The sequence below is a fragment of the Streptomyces poriticola genome (assembly GCF_036689765.1).
Lineage (GTDB): Bacteria > Actinomycetota > Actinomycetes > Streptomycetales > Streptomycetaceae > Streptomyces > Streptomyces poriticola.
Genome location: NZ_JBAGKH010000003.1, coordinates 425,760 through 451,432 on the forward strand (window position 1 = coordinate 425,760; position 25,673 = coordinate 451,432).

At 73.5% G+C, this 25,673-nt stretch carries 25 protein-coding genes and 1 riboswitch; of the genes, 11 read left to right on the forward strand and 14 right to left on the reverse strand.

Annotation, left to right across the window (positions count from 1 at the left end):
- Positions 1-233: 233 nt before the first annotated feature.
- Both V5O46_RS07015 and V5O46_RS07020 read left to right on the forward strand, forming a co-directional pair.
- Positions 234-551: a hypothetical protein gene (locus V5O46_RS07015; protein ID WP_332883556.1), complete on the forward strand. Its 318-nt coding sequence runs from the start codon at positions 234-236 to the stop codon at positions 549-551.
- 71 nt (positions 552-622) lie between these two features.
- Positions 623-2,266: a DNA repair helicase XPB gene (locus V5O46_RS07020; protein ID WP_332883557.1), complete on the forward strand. Its 1,644-nt coding sequence runs from the start codon at positions 623-625 to the stop codon at positions 2,264-2,266.
- Positions 2,267-2,270: 4 nt separating this feature from the next.
- On the opposite strand, the gene V5O46_RS07025 is transcribed toward V5O46_RS07020, so the two are convergent.
- A complete protein-coding gene (locus V5O46_RS07025; protein WP_332883558.1) occupies positions 2,271-2,456 on the reverse strand; it encodes a hypothetical protein in 186 nt (61 codons plus the stop codon).
- 328 nt (positions 2,457-2,784) lie between these two features.
- Between V5O46_RS07025 and V5O46_RS07030 the strand changes: the two genes are divergently transcribed.
- Complete coding sequence (locus V5O46_RS07030) at positions 2,785-4,911, forward strand: HelD family protein (protein ID WP_408648925.1); 2,127 nt, start codon at positions 2,785-2,787, stop codon at positions 4,909-4,911.
- Positions 4,912-5,349: 438 nt separating this feature from the next.
- On the opposite strand, the gene V5O46_RS07035 is transcribed toward V5O46_RS07030, so the two are convergent.
- Together V5O46_RS07035 and V5O46_RS07040 are read right to left on the reverse strand one after the other, a co-directional pair.
- Entirely contained in the window at positions 5,350-6,042 is a 693-nt protein-coding gene (locus V5O46_RS07035) for a copper homeostasis protein CutC (RefSeq protein ID WP_332883559.1), read from the reverse strand.
- A gap of 76 nt (positions 6,043-6,118) precedes the next feature.
- A complete protein-coding gene (locus V5O46_RS07040) occupies positions 6,119-6,799 on the reverse strand; it encodes a maleylpyruvate isomerase family mycothiol-dependent enzyme (protein WP_332883560.1) in 681 nt (226 codons plus the stop codon).
- Between the two features lie 46 nt (positions 6,800-6,845).
- Between V5O46_RS07040 and V5O46_RS07045 the strand changes: the two genes are divergently transcribed.
- Positions 6,846-7,508, forward strand: coding sequence for an HD domain-containing protein (locus V5O46_RS07045; protein ID WP_332883561.1), 663 nt, complete (start codon positions 6,846-6,848; stop codon positions 7,506-7,508).
- Positions 7,509-7,518: 10 nt separating this feature from the next.
- Positions 7,519-8,688, forward strand: a complete 1,170-nt coding sequence (locus V5O46_RS07050) for a GNAT family N-acetyltransferase (protein ID WP_332883562.1) — start codon at positions 7,519-7,521, stop codon at positions 8,686-8,688.
- Here the strand turns inward: V5O46_RS07050 and V5O46_RS07055 are convergent.
- Both V5O46_RS07055 and V5O46_RS07060 read right to left on the reverse strand, forming a co-directional pair.
- On the reverse strand, positions 8,670-8,963 hold the full coding sequence (locus tag V5O46_RS07055) for a DUF4031 domain-containing protein (RefSeq protein ID WP_332883563.1): 294 nt from the start codon (positions 8,961-8,963) through the stop codon (positions 8,670-8,672). The genes V5O46_RS07050 and V5O46_RS07055 overlap by 19 nt on opposite strands.
- Entirely contained in the window at positions 8,960-9,343 is a 384-nt protein-coding gene (locus V5O46_RS07060; protein ID WP_332883564.1) for a hypothetical protein, read from the reverse strand. The genes V5O46_RS07055 and V5O46_RS07060 overlap by 4 nt, the downstream gene beginning before the upstream one ends.
- Before the next feature lie 55 nt (positions 9,344-9,398).
- Between V5O46_RS07060 and V5O46_RS07065 the strand changes: the two genes are divergently transcribed.
- The 4 genes from V5O46_RS07065 (at position 9,399) to V5O46_RS07080 (ending at position 13,460) form a co-directional block, all read left to right on the forward strand.
- Positions 9,399-10,361, forward strand: a complete 963-nt coding sequence (locus V5O46_RS07065; protein WP_332883565.1) for a MurR/RpiR family transcriptional regulator — start codon at positions 9,399-9,401, stop codon at positions 10,359-10,361.
- Between the two features lie 139 nt (positions 10,362-10,500).
- On the forward strand, positions 10,501-11,436 hold the full coding sequence (gene murQ, locus V5O46_RS07070) for an N-acetylmuramic acid 6-phosphate etherase (RefSeq protein ID WP_332883566.1): 936 nt from the start codon (positions 10,501-10,503) through the stop codon (positions 11,434-11,436).
- 16 nt (positions 11,437-11,452) lie between these two features.
- Positions 11,453-12,949 (forward strand): PTS transporter subunit EIIC, encoded by a 1,497-nt coding sequence (locus tag V5O46_RS07075; protein WP_332883567.1) that lies wholly within the window; start codon positions 11,453-11,455, stop codon positions 12,947-12,949.
- On the forward strand, positions 12,897-13,460 hold the full coding sequence (locus V5O46_RS07080) for a hypothetical protein (RefSeq protein WP_332883568.1): 564 nt from the start codon (positions 12,897-12,899) through the stop codon (positions 13,458-13,460). The genes V5O46_RS07075 and V5O46_RS07080 overlap by 53 nt, the downstream gene beginning before the upstream one ends.
- Here the strand turns inward: V5O46_RS07080 and V5O46_RS07085 are convergent.
- The 6 genes from V5O46_RS07085 to thrC form a co-directional block, all read right to left on the reverse strand.
- Positions 13,400-15,001: a carboxylesterase/lipase family protein gene (locus V5O46_RS07085; protein WP_332883569.1), complete on the reverse strand. Its 1,602-nt coding sequence runs from the start codon at positions 14,999-15,001 to the stop codon at positions 13,400-13,402. The two genes, V5O46_RS07080 and V5O46_RS07085, sit on opposite strands and share 61 nt — an antisense overlap.
- A 32-nt stretch (positions 15,002-15,033) precedes the next feature.
- Positions 15,034-16,164 (reverse strand): NADH:flavin oxidoreductase, encoded by a 1,131-nt coding sequence (locus V5O46_RS07090; protein ID WP_332883570.1) that lies wholly within the window; start codon positions 16,162-16,164, stop codon positions 15,034-15,036.
- Positions 16,165-16,373: 209 nt separating this feature from the next.
- On the reverse strand, positions 16,374-17,999 hold the full coding sequence (gene groL / locus V5O46_RS07095) for a chaperonin GroEL (RefSeq protein ID WP_332883571.1): 1,626 nt from the start codon (positions 17,997-17,999) through the stop codon (positions 16,374-16,376).
- A gap of 362 nt (positions 18,000-18,361) precedes the next feature.
- The gene (locus tag V5O46_RS07100) at positions 18,362-18,565 is read right to left on the reverse strand and encodes a cold-shock protein (protein ID WP_004986573.1); all 204 of its coding nucleotides are present in this window, start codon (positions 18,563-18,565) and stop codon (positions 18,362-18,364) included.
- Positions 18,566-19,004: 439 nt separating this feature from the next.
- On the reverse strand, positions 19,005-19,280 hold the full coding sequence (locus tag V5O46_RS07105; RefSeq protein WP_332883572.1) for a MoaD/ThiS family protein: 276 nt from the start codon (positions 19,278-19,280) through the stop codon (positions 19,005-19,007).
- A 121-nt stretch (positions 19,281-19,401) separates the two neighbouring features.
- The gene (gene thrC, locus V5O46_RS07110; RefSeq protein ID WP_332883573.1) at positions 19,402-20,706 is read right to left on the reverse strand and encodes a threonine synthase; all 1,305 of its coding nucleotides are present in this window, start codon (positions 20,704-20,706) and stop codon (positions 19,402-19,404) included.
- Positions 20,707-20,724: 18 nt separating this feature from the next.
- A riboswitch (SAM riboswitch) is annotated at positions 20,725-20,893 on the reverse strand.
- 153 nt (positions 20,894-21,046) lie between these two features.
- On the opposite strand from thrC, the gene V5O46_RS07115 reads away from it, so the two are divergent.
- The gene (locus tag V5O46_RS07115; protein ID WP_332883574.1) at positions 21,047-21,991 is read left to right on the forward strand and encodes a glucosyl-3-phosphoglycerate synthase; all 945 of its coding nucleotides are present in this window, start codon (positions 21,047-21,049) and stop codon (positions 21,989-21,991) included.
- A gap of 21 nt (positions 21,992-22,012) precedes the next feature.
- Here the strand turns inward: V5O46_RS07115 and V5O46_RS07120 are convergent, their stop codons facing one another.
- Complete coding sequence (locus tag V5O46_RS07120; RefSeq protein ID WP_332883575.1) at positions 22,013-22,762, reverse strand: hypothetical protein; 750 nt, start codon at positions 22,760-22,762, stop codon at positions 22,013-22,015.
- A 110-nt stretch (positions 22,763-22,872) separates the two neighbouring features.
- On the opposite strand from V5O46_RS07120, the gene V5O46_RS07125 reads away from it, so the two are divergent.
- On the forward strand, positions 22,873-24,276 hold the full coding sequence (locus V5O46_RS07125; protein WP_332883576.1) for an alpha,alpha-trehalose-phosphate synthase (UDP-forming): 1,404 nt from the start codon (positions 22,873-22,875) through the stop codon (positions 24,274-24,276).
- Positions 24,277-24,320: 44 nt separating this feature from the next.
- Here V5O46_RS07125 and otsB read toward each other — a convergent pair whose 3' ends face one another.
- Positions 24,321-25,220: a trehalose-phosphatase gene (otsB, locus tag V5O46_RS07130; protein WP_332883577.1), complete on the reverse strand. Its 900-nt coding sequence runs from the start codon at positions 25,218-25,220 to the stop codon at positions 24,321-24,323.
- Between the two features lie 173 nt (positions 25,221-25,393).
- Positions 25,394-25,630: a DUF3263 domain-containing protein gene (locus V5O46_RS07135; RefSeq protein WP_332883578.1), complete on the reverse strand. Its 237-nt coding sequence runs from the start codon at positions 25,628-25,630 to the stop codon at positions 25,394-25,396.
- Between the last annotated feature and the right edge of the window lie 43 nt (positions 25,631-25,673).

Consider the following 25,673-nt stretch of genomic DNA (forward strand, 5'->3'; position numbering starts at 1 on the left):
GACCTCGACCGCCGTCCTGCTGGGCGCGTTCGCCGCCGAGGCCGCGGCGATCGGTATCGACCTCACCGGAGGCGCGACCTTCTGACCCCTGCCCCCTCCCCGGCCGGGCCGGTCCCAGCCGTCTGGGCCCGGCCCGATCCGAGTCGCCGGCAGGCACCGCCCGCCAGAGGTCACCCGCCAGAGGTCACCACCAGCAGGTCGCCGGCCCGAGAACGAAAGGCAACGAAGCTCCCATGCGCTCCAGCTCAGCCCCCTCACCCGGCTCCCGGTCCGCGTCCCCGCCCGGCTGCTCCTCCGGCTGCTCCCCCGGCTTCTCCTCCGACGACCCGGCGTCGGACCCCGTGGACGACTGCCCCGCCGACGGCTCCCCCGTCCGCTCCGCCGTCGCCGTCTCCGTCGCCGCGCTGATCACCGGCGCGGCGCTGCTCGGCGCCCTCGCCCCCAGGGCCGCCGCGCTGCCGCTGCCTCTGCCGGCCACCGGCGTGGAGCGCCTCGTCACCGAGGGTGTGACCGTCGAGGGCCCGCTGGTGAACAACCTCACTCTCCCCTAGGTCCCCCCACCGGATCAGGCAGACTGGACGTTTGGCCGAGCCGTCCGGCCGTACGCGAAGGGGTGCCGCCCGTGAATGGTCCGCTCATCGTCCAGTCCGACAAGACCCTGCTCCTCGAGGTCGACCACGACCAGGCCGACGACTGCCGTCGGGCCATCGCACCGTTCGCCGAGCTGGAGCGGGCGCCGGAGCACATCCACACCTACCGGGTGACCCCGCTGGGCCTGTGGAACGCGCGGGCTGCCGGTCATGACGCCGAGCAGGTCGTGGACGCGCTGGTGCAGTACAGCCGCTACCCCGTGCCGCACGCGCTGCTCGTCGACGTCGCCGAGACGATGGACCGCTACGGCCGGCTCACCCTCACCAAGCACCCGGCGCACGGTCTGGTCCTGACCACCACCGACCGGCCGGTGCTGGAGGAGGTGCTGAAGTCCAAGCGGATCGCCCCGCTGGTCGGCGCCCGCATCGACCCGGACACCGTGGCCGTGCACCCATCGGAGCGCGGCCAGATCAAGCAGATGCTGCTGAAACTGGGCTGGCCGGCCGAGGATCTCGCCGGGTACGTGGACGGTGAGGCGCACCCGATCGAACTGGCCGAGGACGGCTGGGCGCTGCGCCCGTACCAGAAGCAGGCGGTGGAGAACTTCTGGCACGGCGGCTCCGGTGTCGTCGTGCTGCCCTGCGGCGCGGGCAAGACGCTGGTCGGCGCCGGGTCGATGGCCCAGGCCAAGTCGACCACGCTGATCCTGGTCACCAACACGGTCTCGGCGCGGCAGTGGAAGCACGAGCTGGTGCGGCGTACCTCGCTGACCGAGGACGAGATCGGCGAGTACAGCGGGACGAGGAAGGAGATCCGGCCCGTCACCATCGCCACGTACCAGGTGCTGACGACCAAGCGGAAGGGCGTCTACCCGCACCTGGAGCTGTTCGACTCCCGGGACTGGGGACTGATCGTCTACGACGAGGTGCATCTGCTGCCCGCCCCGGTGTTCAAGTTCACCGCCGATCTCCAGGCCCGCCGCCGCCTCGGCCTGACCGCGACCCTGGTCCGGGAGGACGGCCGCGAGTCGGACGTCTTCTCGCTGATCGGACCCAAGCGGTTCGACGCGCCGTGGAAGGAGATCGAGGCGCAGGGCTACATCGCGCCCGCCGACTGTGTGGAGGTCCGGGTCAATCTCACCGAGTCCGAGCGGCTGGCCTACGCCACCGCCGAGACGGAGGAGAAGTACCGCTTCTGCGCGACGACCGCGACCAAGCGGAAGGTCACGGAGGCGCTGGTGCGCCGCTTCGCCGGGCAGCAGACCCTGGTCATCGGCCAGTACATCGACCAGCTCGACGAACTGGGCGAGCATCTGGGCGCGCCGGTGATCAAGGGTGAGACGTCCAACGCGCAGCGGGAGAAGCTGTTCGACGCCTTCCGGGAGGGCGAGATCAGCGTGCTGGTGGTGTCCAAGGTGGCGAACTTCTCCATCGACCTGCCGGAGGCGACGGTCGCCATCCAGGTGTCGGGGACCTTCGGTTCGCGGCAGGAGGAGGCGCAGCGCCTCGGCCGGGTGCTGCGGCCCAAGGCGGACGGTCACCAGGCCCACTTCTACTCGGTCGTCGCCCGCGACACCATCGACCAGGACTTCGCCGCCCACCGCCAGCGCTTCCTGGCCGAGCAGGGCTATGCGTACCGCATCGTGGACGCGGACGAGATCCTGGCGGAGGGCTGAAGGCTCACCGGCGCCGGACGCCGGCCTCCTCGCCGTACTCGCCGAGGATGATCACGTCGAAGGCAGCGCCCGCGAACACCTTGACGGCGCGCAGGGCGTCACCGAGCCGGTGCCGGTGGCTGCCGGCCACCGGCGTGGCGCCGGACGGACGGCCCGGGGCCGGGGTGGGGGAGAGGGTTGCTGCGCTCATGTCTCCATGGTGCGGTTCCCGGCACCCGTCCGGCGTCGGTCTACGGACCGAATCTCCCGCGCCGCCGCGTACCCCTGCGGACCGACGCCTGGCCCTCAGGGAGGAGGGGACGGTCCCCTAGGGGGCGGGGACGGGCCGGGAATTCATTGGCGCCCGCGGATCCGCTTCCCTAAAATCGTCGCTCTTGCCCGCCTCCCCTCCTCGGAGTGCCGCCGTCCGGACGGGAACCGGTCGGCATCACGCGCATCACATGCACCGCAGATGCCGTTTCGCACCGTGCGCCACTCATGCCACACACGCCACAGCAGGTCCTCCGGAGGCACCCCCCGTGTCCACGCCCGCCGACGACGAACCCCTAGACGACCCCCTGGACGACTCCCCAGACCGCCCTCTCGACGGTCCCCTCGCCCGCGAGCGCTCCCATCTCGCCGCGTCCCGCTCCGCGCTGCGCGCCATGCGGGAGGACGTGGAGGCCCTCGACATCAGCGACGTCACCGCGAACTGGGTCAACGCCGCGGTCCTGGAACGCCAGATCGAGGAGCGGATCAAGGCGCTGGCCGACCTCAGCGACACCCCGCTGTTCTTCGGCCGCCTCGACTACCTGCACGCGCCCGGGGCCGGGCCGGCCGCGGGAGCGGAGGAGGCGCACCCGCAGTCGGCGGCCGCCTACCAGTCGCTGCATGTGGGGCGGCGGCACGTGCACGACGCCGACGGCGACCCGATGGTGGTCGACTGGCGGGCGCCGGTCTCGCAGCCGTTCTACCGGGCCTCGAAGAAGGACCCGATGGACGTCGCGCTGCGCCGCCGCTTCGGCTACACCGGCGGCGAACTCACCGCGTACGAGGACGAGCACCTCTCCGACCCGGCCGAGGCGCCGGTCACCAGCAGGCTGCTCCAGCAGGAGATCGAGCGGCCCCGCGTGGGCCCGATGCGCGACATCGTGGCGACCATCCAGCCCGAGCAGGACGAGATCGTCCGCGCCGGACTCGGCGGCACCGTCTGTGTGCAGGGCGGCCCCGGCACCGGGAAGACGGCCGTCGGCCTGCACCGGGTCGCCTACCTCCTCTACGCCCACCGCGAGCGGCTCGCCCGCACCGGCACCCTGGTCATCGGGCCGAACCGGTCCTTCCTGCACTACATCGAGCAAGTGCTGCCCGCGCTGGGCGAGCTGACGGTCCACCAGGCGACGGTCGACGACCTCGTCGCACACGTGGCGGTACGCGCGGCGGACGATCCGGCGGCGGCGGTGGTCAAGGGCGACGCGCGGATGGCCGAGGTGCTGCGCCGGGCGCTGTACTCGCACGTCGGCACGCCCGCGGAACCGGTCGTCGTGGTGCGCGGATCGCGCCGCTGGCGGGTGCCGGCGTACGAAGTGGCGGAGCTGGTCCGGGAGCTGCTGGACCGCGGCATCCGCTACGGCGCCGCCCGCGATGCGCTGCCGCAGCGCATCGCGCACGCCGTGCTGGTGCAGATGGAGCGGGCCGGCGAGGCCCCGGACGACCGGGTGCAGAACGCGGTGGCACGCAGCACCGCGGTGAAGGCGGCCGTCAAGGCGGTCTGGCCGGCCGCCGACCCGGCGAAGCTGGTGCTGCGGCTGCTGGCGGACGCCGGCTTCCTCGCCGCGCACGCCGACGGAGTTCTCACCGAGGACGAGCAGAAGGCGATCCTGTGGGTGCGGCCGGCCCGGTCGGTGAAGTCCGCGAAGTGGTCGCCGGCGGACGCCGTGCTGATCGACGAGGCCGCCGACCTGATCGAGCGCACCCCGTCCCTCGGGCACGTCGTCCTGGACGAGGCCCAGGACCTCTCCCCGATGCAGTACCGGGCGGTGGGCCGCCGCTGCACCACCGGCAGCGCCACCGTCCTGGGCGACCTGGCCCAGGGCACCACGCCCTGGGCGACCCGGAGCTGGCCGGAGGCCCTGGCCCACCTGGGCAAGGACGGCGCGGTGGTGGAGGAGCTGACCGCCGGTTTCCGCGTCCCCACGGATGTGATCGCCTACGCCTCCCGGCTGCTGCCGCACATCGCGCCGGGTCTGGCGCCGGTGGCGTCCATCCGCGAGAACCCGGGCCTGTTCGAGGTCCGCACGACCGGCGCCGGGACGGCGGACGTCGTGGCCGCCTGCCGTGAACTGCTGCGCCGCGAGGGCTCGGTGGGCCTGATCGCCGCCGACGCGCGTGTCCCGGAGCTGGCGGACGCGCTGACGGTGGCGGGCGTCGGCCATCTGGGCCCCGGCGAGGAGACGACGCAGGCCGCCCGGCTCACGCTGGTCCCGGCCTCCCTGGCCAAGGGGTTGGAGTACGACTACGTGGTCCTCGACGAGCCCCGGGCGGTCGTCGACGGCGAGCCTGACGAAGGCACCGGGCTGCGCCGCCTGTACGTCTGTCTGACCCGAGCGGTGTCGGGCCTGATCGTCACCCACGCGACAGCACTGCCCGAGCAGCTGACGGCTGCGTAGCTCCGGTCGGCGGGTGGTGCTGTGGGGCGGGGCGGCCCCACAGCACCACCCGCCGACACGACGGCGACCCCGGGCCACACGACAGACACCCGACAGCCACCCACCGCCGACGGGCAGACAGCCGAGGGGAAAACCGAGGATCACACCCCGTAGCCACGACGGGCCATCAGGCCCGCTGGACACGGGGTGTCACACTTGGTCAACTCTGAGGGGCCTTGTGTCCTGTCCCGGCGGGGGTGCAGCCCGCCCTCGCGTCGGGTGCCCGTTGCCATCAGGTGGGTGTGCTCGCCCCGCGCCGCGTGGTGCACCTGCACCCGCCCGGGCCGCCCTGGGGGTGCCTCCCCGGGCCGTTCAGGCACCGGGGGAGGCACAACCGCCCGGGGACCGCGCAGCACGGCCGCCCGCGGCCGGCCGGCACGGGTGCCCGCGGCGGCGCGGCTACGGCGTGCCCAGTACCCGGCGCCACTCCGCGACGGCCTCCGCCGACACGGGTCCGTCCCAGCCTCCCGGCCGCGCCGCCCCGCCGATGTGGAAGCCGTCGATCCCCGCGTCCAGCAACACCGGGACATGCTCCAGCCGCAGCCCGCCGCCGACGAGAAGCTGCTGCTCGTAGCCCTGCTCGCCGCGCCGCCACGCCTCGGCGAGCAGGGTCGGCAGCCCCTCGTCGACCCCGCCGGCCGCCCCGGCCGTGAGATAGGTGTCCAGCCCCGGCAGGTCACCGAGCTGCTTGCGGAGCGCGGCCCGGTCGGCGGCCCGGTCGATCGCGCGGTGGAAGGTCCACCGGCAGCCCTGCAGCACCCCGGCCACCCGCTCCACGGCCGCCAGGTCCACCCCGGCGTGCGGGTCGAGGAAGCCGAACACGAACTGCTCCGCCCCGGCCTCCCGCAACTGCCCCGCGACGCGCACCAGCCGCTCGACGTCCCCGGCGGCGAACCCGTCCGCCAGCCGCAGCATCACCCGGAGGTCGATGTCGACGGCGGCGCGGACCGCGGCGACGGTGGCGGCCGACGGAGTGAGCCCGTCGGCCGCCATGTCGGTGACCAGTTCGAGGCGGTCCGCGCCTCCGGCCTGGGCGGCGACCGCGTCCTCGACGTCGAGGGCGATCACCTCCAGGACTGCACGCTTGCTCATGGGGCCCCATTCGTCGGCGGCTGGAGGGACAGGTCTAGTCCAATCGAAGTCTACGCCCCCTGCCGACCGCCCCGGGTCAGTCGCCGAAGATGTTCAGCTCCGCCGCCGCCACTCCGGCCAGCTCGAACGCCGCCCCGTCCACCGGCCGTCCGGCGTACAGCCGCACCAGCGTCGCCGCGTCGCCGATGAACCGCCCCGGCGGCCGGTCGCCGCCGGCCTCGCCCAGCCGGAGCGGTTCGTCCACGTCGTCCAGGTCGGCGTGGAGCGGCACCAGCCCGAGGTCGTGGGTGATCGTGGCCAGCAGCGCGAGCGCCTGCGACTGGCTGCGCCCCGCGTACGCCCCGGGCTCACCGAGGGCGACGCGCACATCCCCGGCGTGCACCCACTCGCCGAGCGCGATCCGGTCCAGCACTCCGCCCGCCCGGCCGATCACCGGACCGGCCTCGGTCATACCGCGCTCCAGTTCGTCGACGACCTGGGCGTTGGTCCAGTCGGCGCGCTCGGCGATGTCGCGGTCGTTGGACTCGGGCGAGAAGACGCCCTTCTCGAAGCGGTTCTCCACCACCCGGATCAGCGCGGACGAGCAGTGCGCCAGCACGTCCCGCACCGTCCAGCCCGGACAAGCGGTCACCGGCAGCGCGAAGTCCTCGTCCTTCCGGGCCCGCAGCAGCGGCACCAGCTCGTCCCGCTCCGTGGCCAGCAGCCGCCCGGGCAGCTCGGGGTCGCGTACGTCGTACACATCGGCAGGAGTTGTCATGGGTCCACGCTAGGGGCGAGGGGGGCGGCAGCGGGAGAATGGGGCCATGGCCGACCCCGACGCCCTGCGCACCCGCTTCGCCGCCGCCCTGGAAGGAGCCCGGGCCGGCGGCCCGGGCCCCGATCCGGCTCCGTACGCCGACCGCCTGCTCGACCGCTGGCGGGAGCCGCAGCGCCACTACCACACGCTCGCCCACCTCACCGCCGTCCTCGACCACGTCGACCTGCTGCAGGAGCACGCCGCCGATCCGGACGTCGTACGGCTGGCGGCCTGGTTCCACGACGCGGTGTATCTGCCCGACCGGTCCGAGAACGAGGAGCGGTCGGCGCGGCTGGCCGAGCGGGCGCTGGCCGAGGCCGGGCTGCCGGAGGCGAAGACCGCGCAGGTCGCGCGCCTGGTCCGGCTCACCGTCTCGCACGACCCGGCCGGTGACGACCGCGACGGCCAGGTGCTGTGCGACGCCGACCTGGCGGTCCTGGCCGCACCTCCGTCGGTGTACGCCGCCTACACGGCCGCCGTCCGCGAGGAGTACCACTTCGTCCCGAACGACGCCTTCCGCACCGGCCGGGCCGCGGTCCTGCGCCAACTCCTCGGCCACCCGCGGCTGTTCCACACCCCGTACGGGCAGCGGGAGTGGGAGCCGACCGCCCGCTACAACATGGCGGCCGAGCTGGAAATGCTGTCGCTGGACGACAGCCCGACCCCGTAGCCTGCCCGGCATGCTGAATACGGGTGGGGAACGGGTGGCGGAGGCCGTCGGATCCGCCGTGGCGGTGCTGCGGACGGCGACCGACCGGGACTGGGACGAGGTGCGGGCGGCCGGCCTGGACTGGAGCGTGCGGGACACCGCGCTCCATGTCGCCGAGTGTCTGGTCGGGTACGCCGCGCAGCTCACCGGACGAGCGGCCGACTCCTACGTCCCCTTCGCCCTCAGCATCGACGACGGCACCGGCGACGAGGGCATGCTGCGGGTGATCGAGGCGATGGGCGGTCTGCTCGCCGCCGCCGTCCGCACCACGCCCCGCGACGTCCGCGCCTTCCACCCGTACCCCTTCGGCAGCGCCGGCCGCGAGGGCTTCGCCGCGATGGGCATCGCCGAGGTACTGCTGCACACCCATGACATGGCCGACGGGCTCGGGACCGGCTTCGAGCCGCCCGCCGAGGTGTGCTCGTACGTGCTGACCCGGATCTTCCCGCACGTGCGGCCCGCGGCCGACCCCTGGCGCACCCTGCTGTGGGCCACCGGCCGCGGCGAACTGCCCGGCCGCCCCCGGGTGACGGAGTGGCGCTGGAAGAACAACCTCGTCCACCCGGGCGACCGGCTCACCCTGGAGGGCGTCACCCCGGCCGCGGCGGCCGACCTCGCCCTCGGCGGCGACGGCGGGTTCGCCTGGGTCGAGGGCGGGCCGGTCGAGGGCACCCGCGAGGGTGCCGGACTGGTGGCGAAGGCCTACGAGGAGGGCATGCACCGGCCCGAGTGGGGCATGTTCGTCCTCGTGCGGCGGGAGGACGACCGCGCGGTGGGCGCGATGGGGTTCCACGGTCCGCCGGATCCGGACGGCCGGGTCGAGATCGGCTACGACCTGGCCGAGGCCGCCCGCGGGCACGGGTACGCCACGGAGGCGCTGCGCCTGCTGTCGGCCCGGGCGGTGGAGCAGGAGGAGGTGACGGTCGTGGGTGCACGGACCGAGCCGGGCAACCGCCCGTCCCAGGGCGTGCTCATCCGCGCCGGGTTCACCCGGGTCCCCGGGCAGGGCGGGGACGGGACGGCGGAGACGGCAGAGACGGCAGAGACGGCGGAGACGGCGGAGACGGCGGAGACGGCACAGACGGCGGAGAAGGGGGCGGCGGGGGCCGCGGCGGAGTTCGACTACGAGTTCCGCGGCTGACGGTCTCCGTGCCCCGCGCCGCGCTTGCGGCGGCGCAGGCCTGCCCCGTGCAGCAGCCGCACCACCTCGCGGCTGCTGACCTCCATCGCACCGGCACGCACCGCGTCCGGGTAGCGGTGGGCGGGCAGGTCGTAGTGATCGCTGTCGAAGGCGCGCCGGGGCACGCCCAGCTCCGCGGCGAACGCGTGCAGTTCGTCATAGGAGACGTCGCTGACCAGATGCGACCACATCCGGCCGTGGCCGGGCCAGGTCGGCGGGTCGATGTAGAGGGTCACGCGGGCGGCGCCGCTCCGCCGGGCGCGCCCAGCGAGCCAAGCGCCGCCACCTTCACGCCCGCCTTGGGGCACACCCAGTGCGGGTCCGGCCCCAGCTCCGGCTCCACGTCCAGCGCGTGCGGGTCACCGGAGCCGCACACCGGGCACAGCGGCCAGCGGCCGTACCTCTCCAGCAGCGCGTCCTGCACGTCCTGCGCGACCAGCCCGGCCAGGAACTCGGCGCCCTCGGGCCACTGCTCGACCCACCACCGCCGGTGTACGACCGACTCCTCGACGAGCGACACCACGTCCGCCTCGGCCACGTCACCGGCCACCAGGTCGGCGAGGACGAGGGCGCGTGCGGCGTGCAGGGCCTGCTCCGAGGGGCTGAGGGGGTCCATGCCCCCATTGTGCGGGCTCTTGACCCGGACACCGAACCGAAAATATCTTTCACAGATGACCGATGACGTGAAGGAAACTTTCTCACGGGCGTCCGCTCCCGGCGGCGCGCGGGCCTCCGTCCCCGCGCCCGCCGTCCCCGCGCCCGCCGCCCTCGCGGCCAAGGTGCGCACCCTGGCGCCGTCGATGACGCGTTCCATGCAGCGGGTCGCCGAGGCCGTAGCGAGCGACCCGGCCGGCTGCGCCGCCCTCACGGTCACCGGCCTCGCCGAGCTCACCGGCACCAGCGAGGCCACCGTGGTCCGCACCGCGCGCCTGCTCGGCTACCCCGGCTACCGCGATCTGCGCCTCGCCCTCGCCGGGCTCGCCGCCCAGCAGCAGTCCGGCCGCTCCCCCGCCCTCACCACCGACATCGCGGTCGACGACCCGATCGGCGACGTGGTGGCCAAACTCGCCTACGAGGAGCAGCAGACCCTCGCCGACACCGCCGCCGGCCTCGACACGGTGCAGCTCGGCGCCGCCGTCACCGCGCTCGCCACCGCCCGCCGCACCGATGTGTACGGCATCGGCGCCTCCGGCCTGGTCGCCCAGGACCTCACCCAGAAGCTGCTGCGGATAGGGCTCATAGCCCACGCCCACAGCGATCCGCACCTCGCCGTCACCAACGCGGTGCAGCTGCGCACCGGGGACGTGGCCATCGCCGTCACCCACTCGGGTTCGACCGGCGACGTCATCGAGCCGCTGCGGGTCGCCTTCGAGCACGGCGCGACGACGATCGCCGTCACCGGCCGCCCCGACGGCCCGGTCACCCAGTACGCCGACCACGTGCTGACCACCTCCACCTCCCGGGAGAGCGAGCTGCGCCCGGCGGCGATGTCCTCCCGGACGAGTCAGCTGCTGGTGGTGGACTGCCTGTTCATGGGGGTGGCCCAGCGGACGTACGAGACGGCCGCCCCGGCGCTGGCGGCGTCGTACGAGGCGCTGGCCCACCGGCACGGGGGGCCTCGCGGCAGGCCGTAGGGCCTGCCCGCCGCAGCCTGCCGCCGGCCCGCCGTGACCCGGTCGCGCCCACGCGGCGGAGCCGCACACCGGCACCGCGCCGCGCCCGGGACGCCGCCCCGCCCAGCATGAAGACGACACCGGAAAGAGACGCCACGCCATGACTGCCACCCCCCGTCACGTCGACCTGCGTACCCAGCTGGAGACCCTGACCACCGAGGCCTTCCGGCCCGAGCTGGCCGAGATCGACCAGCTGGCCACGCTCGACATCGCGCGGCTGATGAACGGCGAGGACGCCGGTGTGCCCGCCGCGGTCGCCGAGCGGCTGCCGGAGATCGCCGCCGCGATCGACGCCGTGGCGGCCCGCATGTCCCGCGGCGGCCGACTGGTCTACGCGGGCGCCGGCACCGCGGGCCGGCTCGGCGTCCTGGACGCCTCCGAGTGCCCGCCGACCTTCAACACCACCCCCGGACAGGTCGTCGGCCTGATCGCCGGCGGCTCGCAGGCCATGGTCACCTCCGTCGAGGGCGCCGAGGACTCCGGCGAGCTGGCCCGCGCCGACCTCGACGCGCTCGGGCTCACCGCCGAGGACACGGTGGTCGGCGTCTCCGCCTCCGGCCGCACGCCGTACGCGCTCGGCGCCGTGCAGCACGCCCGCACGCGCGGTGCCCTGACGATCGGCGTGGCCTGCAACAAGGGCAGCGCGCTCGCCGCCGCCGCCGAGCACGGCCTCGAGGTGGTCGTCGGCCCGGAGCTGATCACCGGCTCCACCCGGCTGAAGGCCGGCACGGCACAGAAGCTGGTCCTCAACATGCTGTCGACGATCACCATGATCCGGCTGGGCAAGACGTTCGGGAACCTGATGGTCGACGTGCGCGCCTCCAACGAGAAGCTGCGCGCCCGCTCACGGCGGATCGTCGCGCTGGCCACCGGCGCCGCCGAGCGGGATGTCGAGCGGGCGCTGGCCGCCACCGACGGCGAGGTGAAGCACGCCGTCCTGACCCTGCTGGCGGATGTGGACGGCCCGACGGCCGCCCGCCTTCTGGAGGACTCCGGCGGCCATCTGCGCGCCGCGCTGGCAGCGGCCCGGGGCTGAGCCGCAGGCTCGGGGGGTGCACCAGGACCCCCGCTCCGCGGCCGCCGCGCTCCTCCCGCTGGTCGGCGGCCCCGCCAACGTCGTCTCCGTCGCCCACTGCATGACCCGGCTGCGTCTGGTCCTCGCCGACCGCTCCCGGGTACGGGAGGCGGAGCTGCGCGCGCTCGGCGGCGTGCTCGGCGTGGTCGAGGACGGGGAGTCGTACCAGATCGTGCTGGGGCCGGGCGTGGTCGGGCGGGTGGCGGAGGCGTTCGGGGAACTGCTCGGAGCGCCGGCGGCTCCGGAGGAACCGGCGACACCCGACGCGCCGGCCGCGCCCGGGCAGCTGGCGGGGCAACTGGCGGAGCGGGGAGCCGAGTTGCGCGCGGCCCGCAGGCAGCGCAACAGCACCCCGGTCAAGAACGCGCTGCGCCGGATCGCGAACGTGTTCGTGCCGCTCATCCCGGCACTGATCGGCTGCGGCATCCTGGCCGGGCTGGCGGGCCTGCTGCGCAACCTGGGCTGGCTGCCGGGCCTGACGCCCGCGCTGACCGCGCTCTCCTCCGCGTTCATGGCGCTGATCGCGGTGTTCGTCGGCCACCACACGGCGAAGGAGTTCGGCGGCACCCCGGTGCTGGGCGGCGCGGTCGCGGCCGTGGTGGTGTATCCGGGAGTCGCCCAGGTGACGGCGTTCGGCACGGCGCTCTCCCCCGGTCAGGGCGGCGTCCTCGGTGCACTCGCGGCGGCGCTGCTGGGCACCTACGTGGAGAAGTGGTGCCGCGCCCGCCTCCCCGGCACCCTGGACGTCCTCCTCACTCCCACCCTGACGGTCCTGGTCTCCGGCCTGATCACGCTGTACGCCCTGATGGCGGCGGCCGGTGCGGTGTCCTCGGCCGTGGGCACCGCGGCGAACTGGCTGCTGACGACGGCGGGCGCGGCGGCCGGGCTGCTGCTCGGCGGCCTCTTCCTGCCCCTGGTGATGCTCGGCCTGCACCAGGCGCTGATCCCGCTCCACACCACCCTCATCGACCAGCAGGGTCACACCGTTCTGCTGCCCGTCCTGGCGATGGCGGGCGCGGGCCAGGTAGGCGCCGCGGCGGCCGTCTACGTCCGCATGCGCCATGACGCGTCGATGCGTACGACGATCAGATCGGCGCTCCCGGCGGGTCTGCTGGGCGTGGGCGAACCGCTGATCTACGGTGTCTCCCTCCCGCTCGGCCGCCCTTTCCTCACCGCCTGCGTGGGCGGGGCGGCGGGCGGCGCCTTCGTCGGCTGGTTCGCGATGCTCGGCACGGAGGTGGGGGCGACCGCGATCGGACCGTCCGGGTGGGCCCTGTTCCCGCTGCTGGCCGGGGACGGCGGTCCGTGGCTGACCTTGGCCGTCTACGCGGGCGGTCTGCTGACCGGCTACGCGGTCGGCTTCGCGGCGACGTACTTCTTCGGGCTCGGGAGTGTCAGTGCCGTGTGCGATTCTGAGACCCATGAACCACGCCCAGCTGACCGCTCTCGGCCGCGCCCTGCGCCTCCTCGGTGAGCACGGCGAGTCCCTGACCACCGACACCCCCGACGCGCGGCTGCACGAGGTCGGGGCGGATCTGCGCCGCGCCCTGGACCTGCTGGAGGAGAGCGTCACCACGACCGCCCCGGCCACCCGCTGCCCGGAGCATCCGACCGGCCCGGTCGACGAGAGCGCCCCCGACCTGTGCCTGCTCTGCGAGACCCGCCGCCGGGCGGCCCGCCGCGCGGAGTTCAACGGCCCGGCCCCCCGTCCGCGGCCCGCCGAGCCCGCCCAGTCCCGGTACGGAGTGCGGGGCGACCGTCCCCAGCCCCAGCAGCGCTGGCTGCCCGAGCTGTGGACGGGCCAGGTGTGGCAGCTGTGCGGCACCCCGCGCCGCGACCGCCGCGAGGCGGAGCTGTTCATCGCGGCCCAGCGCCGCGGCCCGCGCCCGGCGCCGGCCTACCGCCTGGTCCACGAGTTCACCGACTACGAGGTGCTCCGGGTGTGGGGCACCCCGGTACGCACGGACGCCGAACCGATGCCCTGACCTTCCCGGCCCCCCAGCAGCGGCAGCGGGCCGAACTCCGTGCCCTCCCACAGGCGTCGGGAGGTCTCCTCCGGGTAGGGTGCGACCGTCGGCTCCGCGTCCAGGATCTGCACCCGCCGGCGCTCCGGGTCGTAGGCGGGCCAGCCGGGGTCGCCGGTCGCCGCGAACGCCGTCCAGGCGCGGCGCATGAACGCCGACAGTTCCCGGACCTGCGGGCTCGGCTCCGTGCCCGCGAAGAACAGCAGGCCGAGGTCGGCGCCGAAGGTGCCGAAGAGCAGGGGCAGGTCCAGCGCGTGGCAGGCGCCCAGCGGGCCGCCGCCCGGCGCGGGGAGCGTCAGCTCGTAGACATGGGCGCGGCCCCCGCCGGTCCCCTGGGCCTCGGCCAGCCGGAGCGACGGCAGGGCGAACAGCCAGTCGGTCTGGACGCGTTCGTGCAGCTCGCCCGGGGTCGCGTCGGGGAACGCCGAGCGGTACGCCGACTCGCCGTCCGCGCCCGGCGCGTACAGCCGCAGGGTCCGGGCGGCCTGCTCCTCGGAGGCCTGGCCCAGGTGCCCGGCCATCGCCGTGAACAGCCGGAACTCGTCGCGGTTGTGGCCGACGACCAGTTCCACGTCGCGTGCCGCGCCCGCGGCCAGCGCCCGCCAGGGGGCGGTCGGCAGGATCTCCCCGTCGACGACGGGGGCGAAGGGGGTGCGGGTGGGGGCGGCCCGGCCCCAGCGGTCGGTGTACCGGTGCATCTTCGCAGCCAGCGCCTCGCCCGCCGCCGGGAGTTCCCGCGGGTCCGTCGTGGACAGGTCGGCGGCGGTCGGGCGCAGGCCCGCCTCGGCGGCGAGGGCCGCGGCCATGTCGCGGGCCAGCTCGTCGGAGAAGTAGGTGCCCGGCACGCTCTGGGCGATGGCCCGCCGGAACAGCCCTTCGGCCCGCGGCATGGCCAGCAGCGCGGCGACGGAGCCCGCTCCCGCCGACTCGCCGAACACCGTGACCCGGCCGGGGTCGCCGCCGAATCCGGCGATGTTGTCCCGTACCCACTCCAGCGCCGCCACCTGGTCCAGCAGCCCGAGGTTGGCGGGCGCCCCCTCGATCCGGGCGAAGCCCTCGATGCCGAGGCGGTAGTTGAGGGTGACGACCACGGTGTCGCCGTCGCGGGCGATCAGGCGGGCGTCGTAGCCGGGGCTGCCGGAGTGGCCGAGCTTGTAGGCACCGCCGTGGATCCACACCATCACCGGGCGGTGGGCGGCCGGGTCGGGATCCGGGGTCCAGACGTTGACGGTCAGCCACTCGTCGCCCGCCGGCAGGACCGGGGCGGTGGCGCCCAGCGCGCCCGCCTCCTGCGGGGCGGGCGGGCCGAAGGCATCGGCGTCGCGTATGCCGTCCCACGGCCGGGGCGGGCGCGGCGCCGCGAACCGGGCACCGCCGACCGGCGGCTGCGCATACGGGATGCCGCGGAAGACGGCCACGCCGTCCTCCCAGCGTCCGCGCACCGCGCCGGCGGCGGTGCCCACCACGTGTTCCACGGGTTCCACGGGTCGAGTCGTCGTCATCCCTCGGACTGTACGCGGCGGTAAGTCACCGCTCAGCTGAGGGTCTTCAGTGCCGCCGGGTCGTACGGGGCCAGTTCACCGACCCGGCCGGCGAGAACCTTCTCGGCCCACTGCGGGTCCTGCAGCAGCGCGCGGCCGACGGCCACCAGGTCGAACTCCTCGCGCTCCAGGCGGTCCAGGAGGTTGTCGAGGCTTCCCACCTCGGCGCCCTGGCCCTGGAAGGCCTTGATGAAGTCGCCGTCCAGGCCGACCGAGCCGACGGTGATGGCCGGCTTGCCGGTCAGCTTCTTCGTCCAGCCGGCCAGGTTGAGGTCGGAGCCGTCGAACTCCGGGAGCCAGTAGCGGCGGGTGGAGGCGTGGAAGGCGTCGACGCCGGCCGCGGCGAGCGGGGTGAGGATCGCCTCCAGCTCCTCGGGGGTGTCGGCGAGGCGGGCGTCGTAGGCCTCCTGCTTCCACTGCGAGTAGCGGAAGAGGACGGGGAAGTCCGGCGAGACCCGCTCGCGCACCGCGGCCACGATCTCCGCCGCGAACCGGGTGCGGGCCACCGGGTCGCCGCCGTAGGCGTCGGTGCGGCGGTTGGTACCCGCCCACAGGAACTGGTCGACGAGGTAGCCGTGCGCCCCGTGGATCTCCACACCGTCGAAGCCGATCCGCTCGGCGTCCGCGGCGGCCTCGGCGAAGGCGCCGATCACCTCGTCCACGTCGTGCTGGGTCATCGCCCGGCCGGTGGCCTCGTCCGCGCCGATGCGCAGACCGGAGGGGCCGACCGCGGGGGCGCCGGCGACGGGCGGGTCGTCCTGGTTGCGGACCATGCCGATGTGCCACAGCTGCGGCACGATCGTGCCGCCCGCGGCGTGCACCGCCTCGGCCACCCTCGCCCAGCCCGCGAGCTGCTCCGCACCGTGGAACCGGGGCACCCGGTCGCTCTGCCCGGCCGAGTCGTGGCCCACGTAGGTGCCCTCGGTGACGATCAGTCCGACGCCGGCGGCGGCGCGGCGGGCGTAGTACGAGACCACGTCGTCGCCGGGGATGCCGCCGGGCGAGAACATCCGGGTCATCGGCGCCATCGCGATACGGTTCGGGACGGTGAGGCCGTTGATGGTGGCCGGGCGGGCCAGGATCTGCGCCGCGCGGGAGGCGGCTTCGGAGGCGGTGACGGTCACGTGAGTGCTCCTCGGGGGATCGAGTACTGACCGCACGGTATGTGCGTGTGCATAGACTGTCCCCCTCGTCAACCAGCACTCCCGCGCAGGCATTCCGGCCCCGGCCCGCCGCCCGGAGTGATCCCGGACACGCCCGAGGGCGGCGCCCCTGGTGGAATTCCAGGAGTGCCGCCCTCGGTACGGAAGGACGGTACCGATCCTCGGAAGGATCAGAAGTCCATGTCACCGCCCGGCATGCCGCCCGGGGCACCGGCCGCGGCGGCCTTCTCCGGCTTGTCGGCGATGACGGCCTCGGTGGTGAGGAACAGCGCGGCGATGGAGGCGGCGTTCTGCAGCGCGGAACGGGTCACCTTCGCCGGGTCGATGATGCCCTCGGCGATCATGTCGACGTACTCGCCGCTCGCGGCGTTCAGGCCGTGGCCGACCTGCAGGTTGCGGACCTTCTCCACGACGACGCCGCCCTCGAGACCGCCGTTGACGGCGATCTGCTTCAGCGGGGCCTCCAGGGCGAGCTTCACGGCGTTGGCGCCGGTCGCCTCGTCACCCTCGAGCTCCAGCTTCTCGAAGACCTGGGAAGCCTGCAGCAGGGCCACGCCACCACCGGCGACGATGCCCTCCTCGACGGCCGCCTTGGCGTTGCGGACGGCGTCCTCGATGCGGTGCTTGCGCTCCTTGAGCTCGACCTCGGTGGCGGCACCGGCCTTGATGACGGCCACGCCGCCGGCCAGCTTCGCCAGACGCTCCTGGAGCTTCTCGCGGTCGTAGTCCGAGTCGCTGTTCTCGATCTCGGCGCGGATCTGGTTGACCCGGCCGTTGACCTGGTCGGTCGAGCCGGCACCGTCGACGATGGTGGTCTCGTCCTTGGTGATGACGACCTTGCGGGCGCGGCCCAGGAGGTCCAGGGTCGCGTTCTCCAGCTTGAGGCCGACCTCCTCGGAGATGACCTCGCCGCCGGTGAGGATGGCGATGTCGCCGAGCATGGCCTTGCGGCGGTCGCCGAAGCCCGGGGCCTTGACGGCGACGGACTTGAAGGTGCCGCGGATCTTGTTGACGACCAGGGTCGACAGGGCCTCGCCCTCGACGTCCTCGGCGATGATCAGCAGCGGCTTGCCCGACTGCATGACCTTCTCCAGGAGCGGGAGCAGGTCCTTGACGTTGGAGATCTTGGAGTTGGCGATCAGGATGTACGGGTCGTCGAGGACGGCCTCCATACGCTCCATGTCGGTGGCGAAGTACGCCGAGATGTAGCCCTTGTCGAAGCGCATACCCTCGGTGAGCTCGAGCTCCAGACCGAAGGTCTGGGACTCCTCGACGGTGATGACGCCTTCCTTGCCGACCTTGTCCATGGCCTCGGCGATGAGCTCGCCGATCTGGGTGTCGGCGGCGGAGATGGAGGCCGTGGAGGCGATCTGCTCCTTGGTCTCGACGTCCTTCGCCTGCTCGAGCAGGGCGGCGGAGACGGCCTCGACGGCCTTCTCGATACCGCGCTTCAGGGCCATCGGGTTGGCGCCGGCGGCGACGTTGCGCAGGCCCTCCTTGACCAGGGCCTGGGCGAGCACGGTCGCGGTGGTCGTACCGTCACCGGCGACGTCGTCCGTCTTCTTGGCGACTTCCTTGACCAGCTCGGCGCCGATCTTCTCGTACGGGTCCTCGAGCTCGATCTCCTTGGCGATGGAGACACCGTCGTTGGTGATCGTGGGGGCGCCCCACTTCTTCTCGAGGACGACGTTGCGGCCCTTGGGGCCGAGGGTCACCTTGACGGCGTCCGCGAGCTGGTTCATGCCGCGCTCGAGGCCGCGCCGCGCCTCCTCGTCGAACGCGATGATCTTGGCCATGTGAAGTGGTCCCTCCAGGACTGGGGGTGATTCCTTCGGACCGCGCCCGCGCCCGCGACGGACGGCTCGCGGGCCTCGTGGTTCCTTGCCCCACCCGGCCCACGGGCCTCACCGACCCGGTCCTTCGCTGTCACTCTCACCTTCAGAGTGCTAACGCCAATGATTAGCACTCGCGCCCCCCGAGTGCAAGGTGCGCCCGCGAAGCGGGCTCATTGAGGGGTGGTGGCCGGGTGACGGGTGGGCGCAAGGTGCGCCCGCGAAGCGGGCTCGTCGAGGTGCGGGCCCGGGCATGCCGGAGGGCCCGCACCCGGGCGGGTGCGGGCCCTCCGATGAAGACCGTTCGCTGCGGTTGACCGCGCGTTTCAGGCGGTGACGCGAACCATGTCGGCCTGCGGGCCCTTCTGACCCTGCGAGATCTCGAACTCGACCCGCTGGCCCTCTTCCAGGGTGCGGTAGCCGTCCATCTGGATCGCGCTGTAGTGGACGAAAACATCCGCACCACCGTCGACCGCGATGAAGCCGTACCCCTTCTCCGCGTTGAACCACTTGACGGTGCCCTGAGCCATGCCTAACTCCCCTATTACTGGCCCTTGCACAGATCCGCACTTCGCGGATCCGGGTCAGACCTCACCCCCCAACGGTTGGGGGCGTGCGCCGGAACGCGTCGACCGCGGCTGAATGTATCTGTCCAACTGCCGTCTGCAACAGGTCAATCGGACGAGAATTCTGGACGCACCCGGTCCGGAATGTGGCGAGAATTCGTGCGATTCCGGGGCAAGTCGGGCCGGGCGAACGGAGCAAAAGCCGCGAAAGACACCCGGAGTTTGGCTGCATCTTGTCGGGCGTGCGGCAGGAATTCAGGGCTTCCGACCGCACGATCCGGAGCGCGTTCCCCAACTGTACCGCGCTCAATCACACGGAATTGCCCCCTCCGCATCTCTCACGGAGGGGGCAATAGGGAAAACCCTATGTCACCAACATTACCGTTGGTAACGGACGTTCCGGTCAGCCGCCGGCGACCGCCGGGATGATGGAGACTCCGGCCCCGTCCGGGGTCGCCGTCTCGAGGCCCTGCTCGAACCGGACGTCGTCGTCGTTGACGTAGACGTTGACGAAGCGGCGCAGCTTGCCCTGGTCGTCCAGGACCCGCGCAGCGATCCCGGTGTGGTTCTTCTCCAGGTCCTCGATGACCTGCGCGAGGGTCGTCCCCTCGGCGCTCACCTCGGCCCGGCCGCCGGTGTAGGTGCGCAGGATGGTGGGGATGCGGACGGTGACGCTCATTGCTGGTGACCTCCGGTCGGGTAGCGCCCCGGGGGCGCGGGGCTGTGGTGGATGTGCGGCTGCCGCCGCCCGGGCGCGCGGCCGGCCCCCGCCCGGCCCGCGGACGCCGTACAGGCGGCTGTTACGCGAGACCGGCCTCATGGAACGCGTCGAGGTTCGGGCGGATCGTCGCGGTGAGCCCGGTGCCCGCCACCGCGTCCAGCGTCTTCAGGCCGTCACCCGTGTTGAGGACCACCGTGGACCGGGCCGGGTCGAGGAGACCGTTCTCGATCAGCTTCTTCGTGACGCCGACCGTCACACCCCCCGCGGTCTCCGCGAAGATCCCCTCGGTCCGCGCCAGCAGCTTGATCGCATCGACGACCTGCTCGTCCGTCACGTCCTCCACCGCACCACCCGTACGCCGGGCGATGTCGAGGACGTACGGCCCGTCCGCCGGATTGCCGATGGCCAGCGACTTGGCGATGGTGTCCGGCTTCTGGGGGCGTACCACGTCGTGGCCGGCCTTGAAGGCCGCGGACACCGGTGAGCAGCCCGCGGCCTGCGCGCCGAAGATCTTGTACGGCCGGTCCTCCACCAGCCCGAGCCTGATCAGTTCCTGCAGCCCCTTGTCGATCTTCGTGAGCTGCGAGCCGGAGGCGATCGGGACGACGATCTGGTCGGGCAGCTGCCAGCCGAGCTGCTCGCAGATCTCGTACGCCAGGGTCTTCGACCCCTCCGCGTAGTACGGCCGCAGATTGACGTTGACGAAGCCCCAGCCCTCGCCGGCCGGGTCGCCGATCAGCTCGGAGCAGAAGCGGTTCACGTCGTCGTAATTGCCCTCGATGCCGACGAGTTCACCGCCGTACACCGCGGCCATGACGACCTTGCCCTGCTCCAGGTCGTGCGGGATGAACACGCAGGAGCGGAAGCCGGCGCGGGCGGCGGCGGCACCGACGGCGCCGGCCAGGTTGCCGGTGGAGGAGCAGGACAGCGTGGTGAAGCCGAAGACCCGGGCGGCCTCCAGCGCCTGGGCGACGACCCGGTCCTTGAAGGAGTGGGTCGGGTTGCCGGAGTCGTCCTTGATGTAGAGCCCGCCGGTGATCCCCAGTTCGCGGGCGAGGTTGCCGGCCTCGACCAGCTTGGTCCAGCCGGGGTTGAGGTTCGGCTTGCCGGCCACGTCCGCCGGGACGGGCAGCAGCGGTGCGTAACGCCAGATGTTCGCGGGGCCGGCCTCGATACGCGCCCGCAGCTCCTCCGTGTCGTAGGCGGAGAAGTCGTAGGCGATCTCCAGCGGGCCGAAACACTCCTCGCAGGCGAAGACCGGGCCGAGCGGCACGCGGTGGCCGCACTCGCGGCAGGAGAGCGCCGCGGCGGGACCGAGATCCACGGCGGAGGCGGCGGAGTCGGTGTCGGTGTCGGTGTCGGTTGCAACAGTCTGCACAGCCATGTGAGGCGAGGCCCTTTCTCCTCATCTTCCCCACGACGCATCTCGCCGTGAGACGGACTTGGCACCTTCCCGAGCCGGGAGCCTCGCGGAGACCTGTCGCGCCGAGATCGGCAGCGGTCTACGAGTACCGGCTGGAGGGTTGCCGGGGCTTCATCGGGCCGTGTCCCTCTGCCCCTCTGGATGAGCTGTATGCGGTTGTGGCCGCGGTGACCCCGACATGCGACGGTCATCCGCGTTGTTCAAGACTGTAACCGAAGGCCAGGACCATTGAGATAGTCGTCCGAACCGCGAGACGGGCGGCACGCACGCGTGCCGGTCCGACAGGGAGGAGCCGCTGATCGTGCTGGAAGAAGTCGAGCGCTGGCTGATCGCACGCTCCTGGTCCGTGAGCGACCGGCCGCTGCACCAGATCATGACGGCCAAACGCGCCACCGGCCAGTCGGTCAGCGTCGTGCTCCCCGCCCTGAACGAGGAGGAGACCGTCGGCGACATCGTCGCGGTCCTCCGCCACGACCTGGTGGAGCAGGTGCCGCTGGTCGACGAGATCGTGGTCGTCGACTCCGGCTCGACCGACCGCACGGCGCAGGTGGCCGCGGCGGCCGGGGCCCGGGTCGTCCACCGGGACGCGATCCTGCCCCGGATCCCGGCGGTGCCCGGCAAGGGCGAGGTGCTGTGGCGGTCGCTGCTGGTCACCGGCGGTGACATCGTCTGCTTCGTCGACGCCGACCTGCGCGAGTTCTCCTCCGACTTCGTCTCCGGGATCGTCGGCCCGCTGCTCACCGACCCGGAGGTGGCGCTGGTCAAGGCCATGTACGACCGTCCGCTGGGCGGCGCGCCCGGTCAGGGCGGCCGGGTCACCGAGCTCATGGCGCGTCCGCTGCTGAACATGCACTGGCCCCAGCTGGCCGGCTTCGTCCAGCCGCTGGGCGGCGAGTACGCGGCCCGCCGGTCCCTGCTGGAGCAGCTGCCCTTCCCCGTCGGCTACGGCGTGGAGCTGGGGATGCTGGTCGACGCCCTGCACCTGGCGGGGCTGGACGCCCTGGCCCAGGTGGACGTCGGGGTGCGCAAGCACCGGCACCAGGACGGCCAGGCCCTGGGCCGGATGGCCGCCGCGATCTACCGCACCGCCCAGCTCCGGCTGGCCCGCGGCCACCTCGTCCGGCCCTCCCTCACCCAGTTCGAGCGTGCGGAGGACGGTTTCGAGCCACGCACCTACTCGGTGGACACCGAGGAGCGGCCGCCGATGGCGGAGATCCCGGAGTACGCGGCCCGGAAGGTGGCCTGAGCGCGGCGGCCGGCTGCGTCGTCAGCCGGGGACACCGTCCGACCAGCGCCAGCGGCCGGCGCTGTCCCTGCTGCAGGTGAGGTACTCGCCACCGCGTCCGTGGGTGCTCAGTCCGCGGTGCCGCTTCGCGCAGAACTGACCGTCGGCGTAGCAGTTGCCGGCCGGGCTCATGATCGCGCAGTCCTGGCTGCCGCCGCCCCCGGTCGAGCCGCCGCCCGACGAGCCGCCGCCCGACCCGGACGTGCGGGTCTCCGCCGGCGTCGGTGCCGGTGCCGGCGTGTGCAGCAGTTCCCCGGCGCAGTCGCGGCCGTCGCGCGGGACGGTGAACGCCACGTCGAAGGAGCCGTTCAGGTCGTCGGGGTCGTCGATCTGGCCGCAGACCTCCTCGCCGGTCCGCCAGGAGGAGGCCCGTTGTCCGCCGCCGTCCAGGGTCAGGCCGGTGTCCTGGAGGTAGACGGCGTGGGCCAGGCCCGCCGACTTCGCCGCGGAGACGGCCGAGCCGATCGTCCGGCCGGTCTGGTCCGGCAGCGTGGCGGCGGCCGGAGGAGGGGTCGGCGTGGGGGTCGGGGTCGGCGTGGGGGTCGGGGTCGGCGTGGGGGTCGGGCTCGGCGTGCTGCCGGTGGTCGCCGAGGCCTGCACGGGGGCGGCCGACGCAGGCCCTTCGTCCGCCGTCGTGCTGCCGTCACCGCTGCCGCAGCCGGCCAGCACGAGCGAGGAGGCGGCGAGCAGGGCGGTGGTGCCGAGGGTGCGGCGGAGACGTACGAGATGCATGACGCATCCTCAGCCCCTTCACATCACCCACACAAGTGATGTGACCGAATCGCAGCCGGACGGCGTGTGGGAACGTTTGAGCGTTTCCGGGCCGGGCTAGGTTGAGGGCTATGGCTTCGACGTTCGGTGCTGCCCGGGTCCTGGTGGCCTCCAACCGTGGGCCGGTCTCGTACGAGGTCCGGGAGGACGGCTCGCTGCAGGCGAAACGGGGCGGCGGAGGGCTGGTCTCCGGGCTGTCCGCGATCGGTCCGGACGCGGGGGCGCTGTGGGTGTGCTCGGCGCTCGGCGACGGCGACCGTGCGGCGGTGCGGCGCGGCACCGGTGAGCCGGGCGTACGGATGCTGGACATCCCGGCCGAGGTGCACACCGACGCCTACAACGGCATCGCCAACTCGGTGCTGTGGTTCGTCCACCACATGCTCTACCAGACCCCGCTGGAGCCGGTCTTCGACGCGGAGTTCCGGCGGCAGTGGGCGTCGTACGAGACGTACAACCGGGCCTTCGCCGAGGCGCTGGCCGAGGAGGCCGCCGAGGGCGCGGTCGCGATCGTGCAGGACTACCACCTGGCGCTGGTCCCGGGGATGCTCCGCGCTCTCCGGCCGGACCTGCGCATCGGCCACTTCTCGCACACACCGTGGGCGCCGGTGGAGTACTTCCGGATGCTGCCCGACGACATCGCCGGGCAGCTGCTGCGCGGCATGCTGGGCGCCGACCGGCTCGGGTTCCTGACGCACCGCTGGGCCGAGGCGTTCACGCGGTGCTGCGAGACGCTGGTCGGCGGGCTCGGGGACACCCGGATCGGGGTGCACGGCCTCGGTGCCGACGCGGAGTTCCTGCGGCGGCGGTCGCACGAGGCCGACGTGGACGAGCGGCTGGCGGCGCTGCGGGCGGAGATCGGCACGGGTCCGGAGGGGACCGCCCGGAAGGCGATCGTCCGGGTGGACCGGACCGAGCTGTCCAAGAACATCGTGCGCGGGCTGCTGGCCTACCGGCAGCTGCTGGCCGACCGGCCGGAGTGGCGCGAGCGGGTGGTGCACGTCGCGTTCGCCTATCCGTCGCGGCAGGACCTCGCCGTGTACCGGGACTACACCGCCGAGGTGCGGCGGGTGGCCGAGGTGATCAACGGCGAGTACGGGACGGCGGGGTGGACGCCGGTCGTGCTGCATGTGAAGGACGACTTCGCCCGGTCCCTCGCGGCGTACCGGCTGGCGGACGTGGCCCTGGTGAACCCGGTCCGGGACGGCATGAACCTCGTCGCCAAGGAGGTGCCGGTCGTCTCCGACGAGGGGTGCGCCCTGGTGCTGTCACGGGAGGCGGGGGCGTACGAGGAGCTGGGCGAGGACGCGGTCGTCGTCAACCCCTACGACGTGACGCGCACGGCGCAGGCCCTGCACGAGGCGCTCACCATGCCCCCGGGCGAGCGCGCCGAACGCTCCAAGCGCCTGACCGCGGCGGCGACAGCCCTGCCCCCGGGCCGGTGGTTCGTCGAGCAGCTGACGGCGCTGCGGGGCTGAGGGACAGGCGTTCCGGGCCGCCTGCCGCGCCCGGCCTCCGCGGGTCAGGTGAGGTGGCTCGCCAGGGTCCGCAGCAGGCCCACCACCCCCGCCGGGCCGTCGACCACCACGTCCGCCTGTTCGCTCAGGGCCGTGACCTCGTCGCTGCCGCTGCAGACCAGGAGGCCGGGGGTGCCGTCGGTGCGGAGGGCGGCGACGGCGGAATAGGCCGGGAGGTCGCCGAGGTCGTCGCCGGCGTAGAGGACCGCGGCGGCGCCGGTGGCGCGGACGTGGTCCAGGAGGGCGACGCCCTTGTCCATGCCGGGCGGGCGCAGCTCCAGGACCAGGCGGCCCGGTTCGACGATCAGGCCGTGGCGGGTTGCGAGGTCGGCCAGCGGGGTGCGCAGCGCCTCGAAGGCGGCCTGCGGGTCGCCCGCGCGGCGGGTGTGCACGGCCACCGCACGGCCCTTGTCCTCGGTCCAGGCGCCCTGCCCGGCCCCGGACCGCTCCAGCAGGCCGGGGAGTTCGGCGCGGACGGCGGCGACGCCGGGGTGCGGCTCGGGCGCGGTGACCGCACCGGTGGCGGCGTCCCAGCGCTCGGCACCGTAGTGGCCGAGGACCACGAGGTGTTCCAGGCCGGGCACACCCGCGAAGCCGCCGTGCCGGACCGCGACGGCGGCCGGGCGGCCGGTGATCACCGCGACGGAGGCGACCTTCGGGGCCAGCGCCACCAGGGCGGGGACGGCGTCGGGGTGGGCACGGGCCTGTTCGGGGTCGGCGACGATCGGGGCGAGGGTGCCGTCGAAGTCGAGGGCGATCACCGCACGGCCGGGGTCGGCGAGGAGGGCGGCGAGGCCGTCGCGCCCGGCCCGGCCCGCCGGGGTCGGCAAGACGTCCGCCGGGTTGCCGGAGTGGGTGGTGGGGTCGGCGGGATTGGAGGGGGTGGAGTCCTGTGGGCTGCCCATGCCGGGAAACTATCCCGCCGCGGGGGCGGGCACGCCTCGCGTGGGCCGCTTCCGGCCGGGTGGGGCGCTTGGCCGCATGAGCTACCCCCGGCCGCGTGGCCCACCCCCAGCCGGGTGGGCCACCCCCGGCCGCGTGAGCCACCCCCGGCCGGGCGGGACGGGGCTCCGGGCCGTCAGCGCTCGGTTCGGCGGGTCTCCCGGACCCTTCTGAGCCGGTTCACCGTGACCGGGTCGGCCGCCAGCGCACGCGGGTCGTCCAGCAGGGCGTTGAGCAGCTGGTAGTAGCGGACGGGCGCCAGGCCCAGCTCCTCGCGTATCGCCCGCTCCTTGGCGCCGGGGCCGGGGAAGCCGCGGCGCTCCAGCGCGAGGATGCCCCGCTCCCGCTCGCCCCACTGCTGCTGGTCGTCCATGTCTCCGACGGTAGCCCCGGCCACTGACATCCGGTGCAGCCGC

Coding starts and splice junctions, on each gene's coding strand:
- V5O46_RS07015 (WP_332883556.1), top strand. CDS start 234: ATGCGCTCCAGCTCAGCCCCCTCACCCGGCTCCCGGTCCGCGTCCCCG.
- V5O46_RS07025 (WP_332883558.1), bottom strand. CDS start 2,456: ATGAGCGCAGCAACCCTCTCCCCCACCCCGGCCCCGGGCCGTCCGTCC.
- V5O46_RS07035 (WP_332883559.1), bottom strand. CDS start 6,042: ATGAGCAAGCGTGCAGTCCTGGAGGTGATCGCCCTCGACGTCGAGGAC.
- V5O46_RS07040 (WP_332883560.1), bottom strand. CDS start 6,799: ATGACAACTCCTGCCGATGTGTACGACGTACGCGACCCCGAGCTGCCC.
- V5O46_RS07045 (WP_332883561.1), top strand. CDS start 6,846: ATGGCCGACCCCGACGCCCTGCGCACCCGCTTCGCCGCCGCCCTGGAA.
- V5O46_RS07050 (WP_332883562.1), top strand. CDS start 7,519: ATGCTGAATACGGGTGGGGAACGGGTGGCGGAGGCCGTCGGATCCGCC.
- V5O46_RS07060 (WP_332883564.1), bottom strand. CDS start 9,343: ATGGACCCCCTCAGCCCCTCGGAGCAGGCCCTGCACGCCGCACGCGCC.
- V5O46_RS07065 (WP_332883565.1), top strand. CDS start 9,399: ATGACCGATGACGTGAAGGAAACTTTCTCACGGGCGTCCGCTCCCGGC.
- murQ (WP_332883566.1), top strand. CDS start 10,501: ATGACTGCCACCCCCCGTCACGTCGACCTGCGTACCCAGCTGGAGACC.
- V5O46_RS07080 (WP_332883568.1), top strand. CDS start 12,897: ATGAACCACGCCCAGCTGACCGCTCTCGGCCGCGCCCTGCGCCTCCTC.
- V5O46_RS07085 (WP_332883569.1), bottom strand. CDS start 15,001: ATGACGACGACTCGACCCGTGGAACCCGTGGAACACGTGGTGGGCACC.
- groL (WP_332883571.1), bottom strand. CDS start 17,999: ATGGCCAAGATCATCGCGTTCGACGAGGAGGCGCGGCGCGGCCTCGAG.
- V5O46_RS07100 (WP_004986573.1), bottom strand. CDS start 18,565: ATGGCTCAGGGCACCGTCAAGTGGTTCAACGCGGAGAAGGGGTACGGC.
- V5O46_RS07105 (WP_332883572.1), bottom strand. CDS start 19,280: ATGAGCGTCACCGTCCGCATCCCCACCATCCTGCGCACCTACACCGGC.
- thrC (WP_332883573.1), bottom strand. CDS start 20,706: ATGGCTGTGCAGACTGTTGCAACCGACACCGACACCGACACCGACTCC.
- V5O46_RS07120 (WP_332883575.1), bottom strand. CDS start 22,762: ATGCATCTCGTACGTCTCCGCCGCACCCTCGGCACCACCGCCCTGCTC.
- V5O46_RS07125 (WP_332883576.1), top strand. CDS start 22,873: ATGGCTTCGACGTTCGGTGCTGCCCGGGTCCTGGTGGCCTCCAACCGT.
- otsB (WP_332883577.1), bottom strand. CDS start 25,220: ATGGGCAGCCCACAGGACTCCACCCCCTCCAATCCCGCCGACCCCACC.
- V5O46_RS07135 (WP_332883578.1), bottom strand. CDS start 25,630: ATGGACGACCAGCAGCAGTGGGGCGAGCGGGAGCGGGGCATCCTCGCG.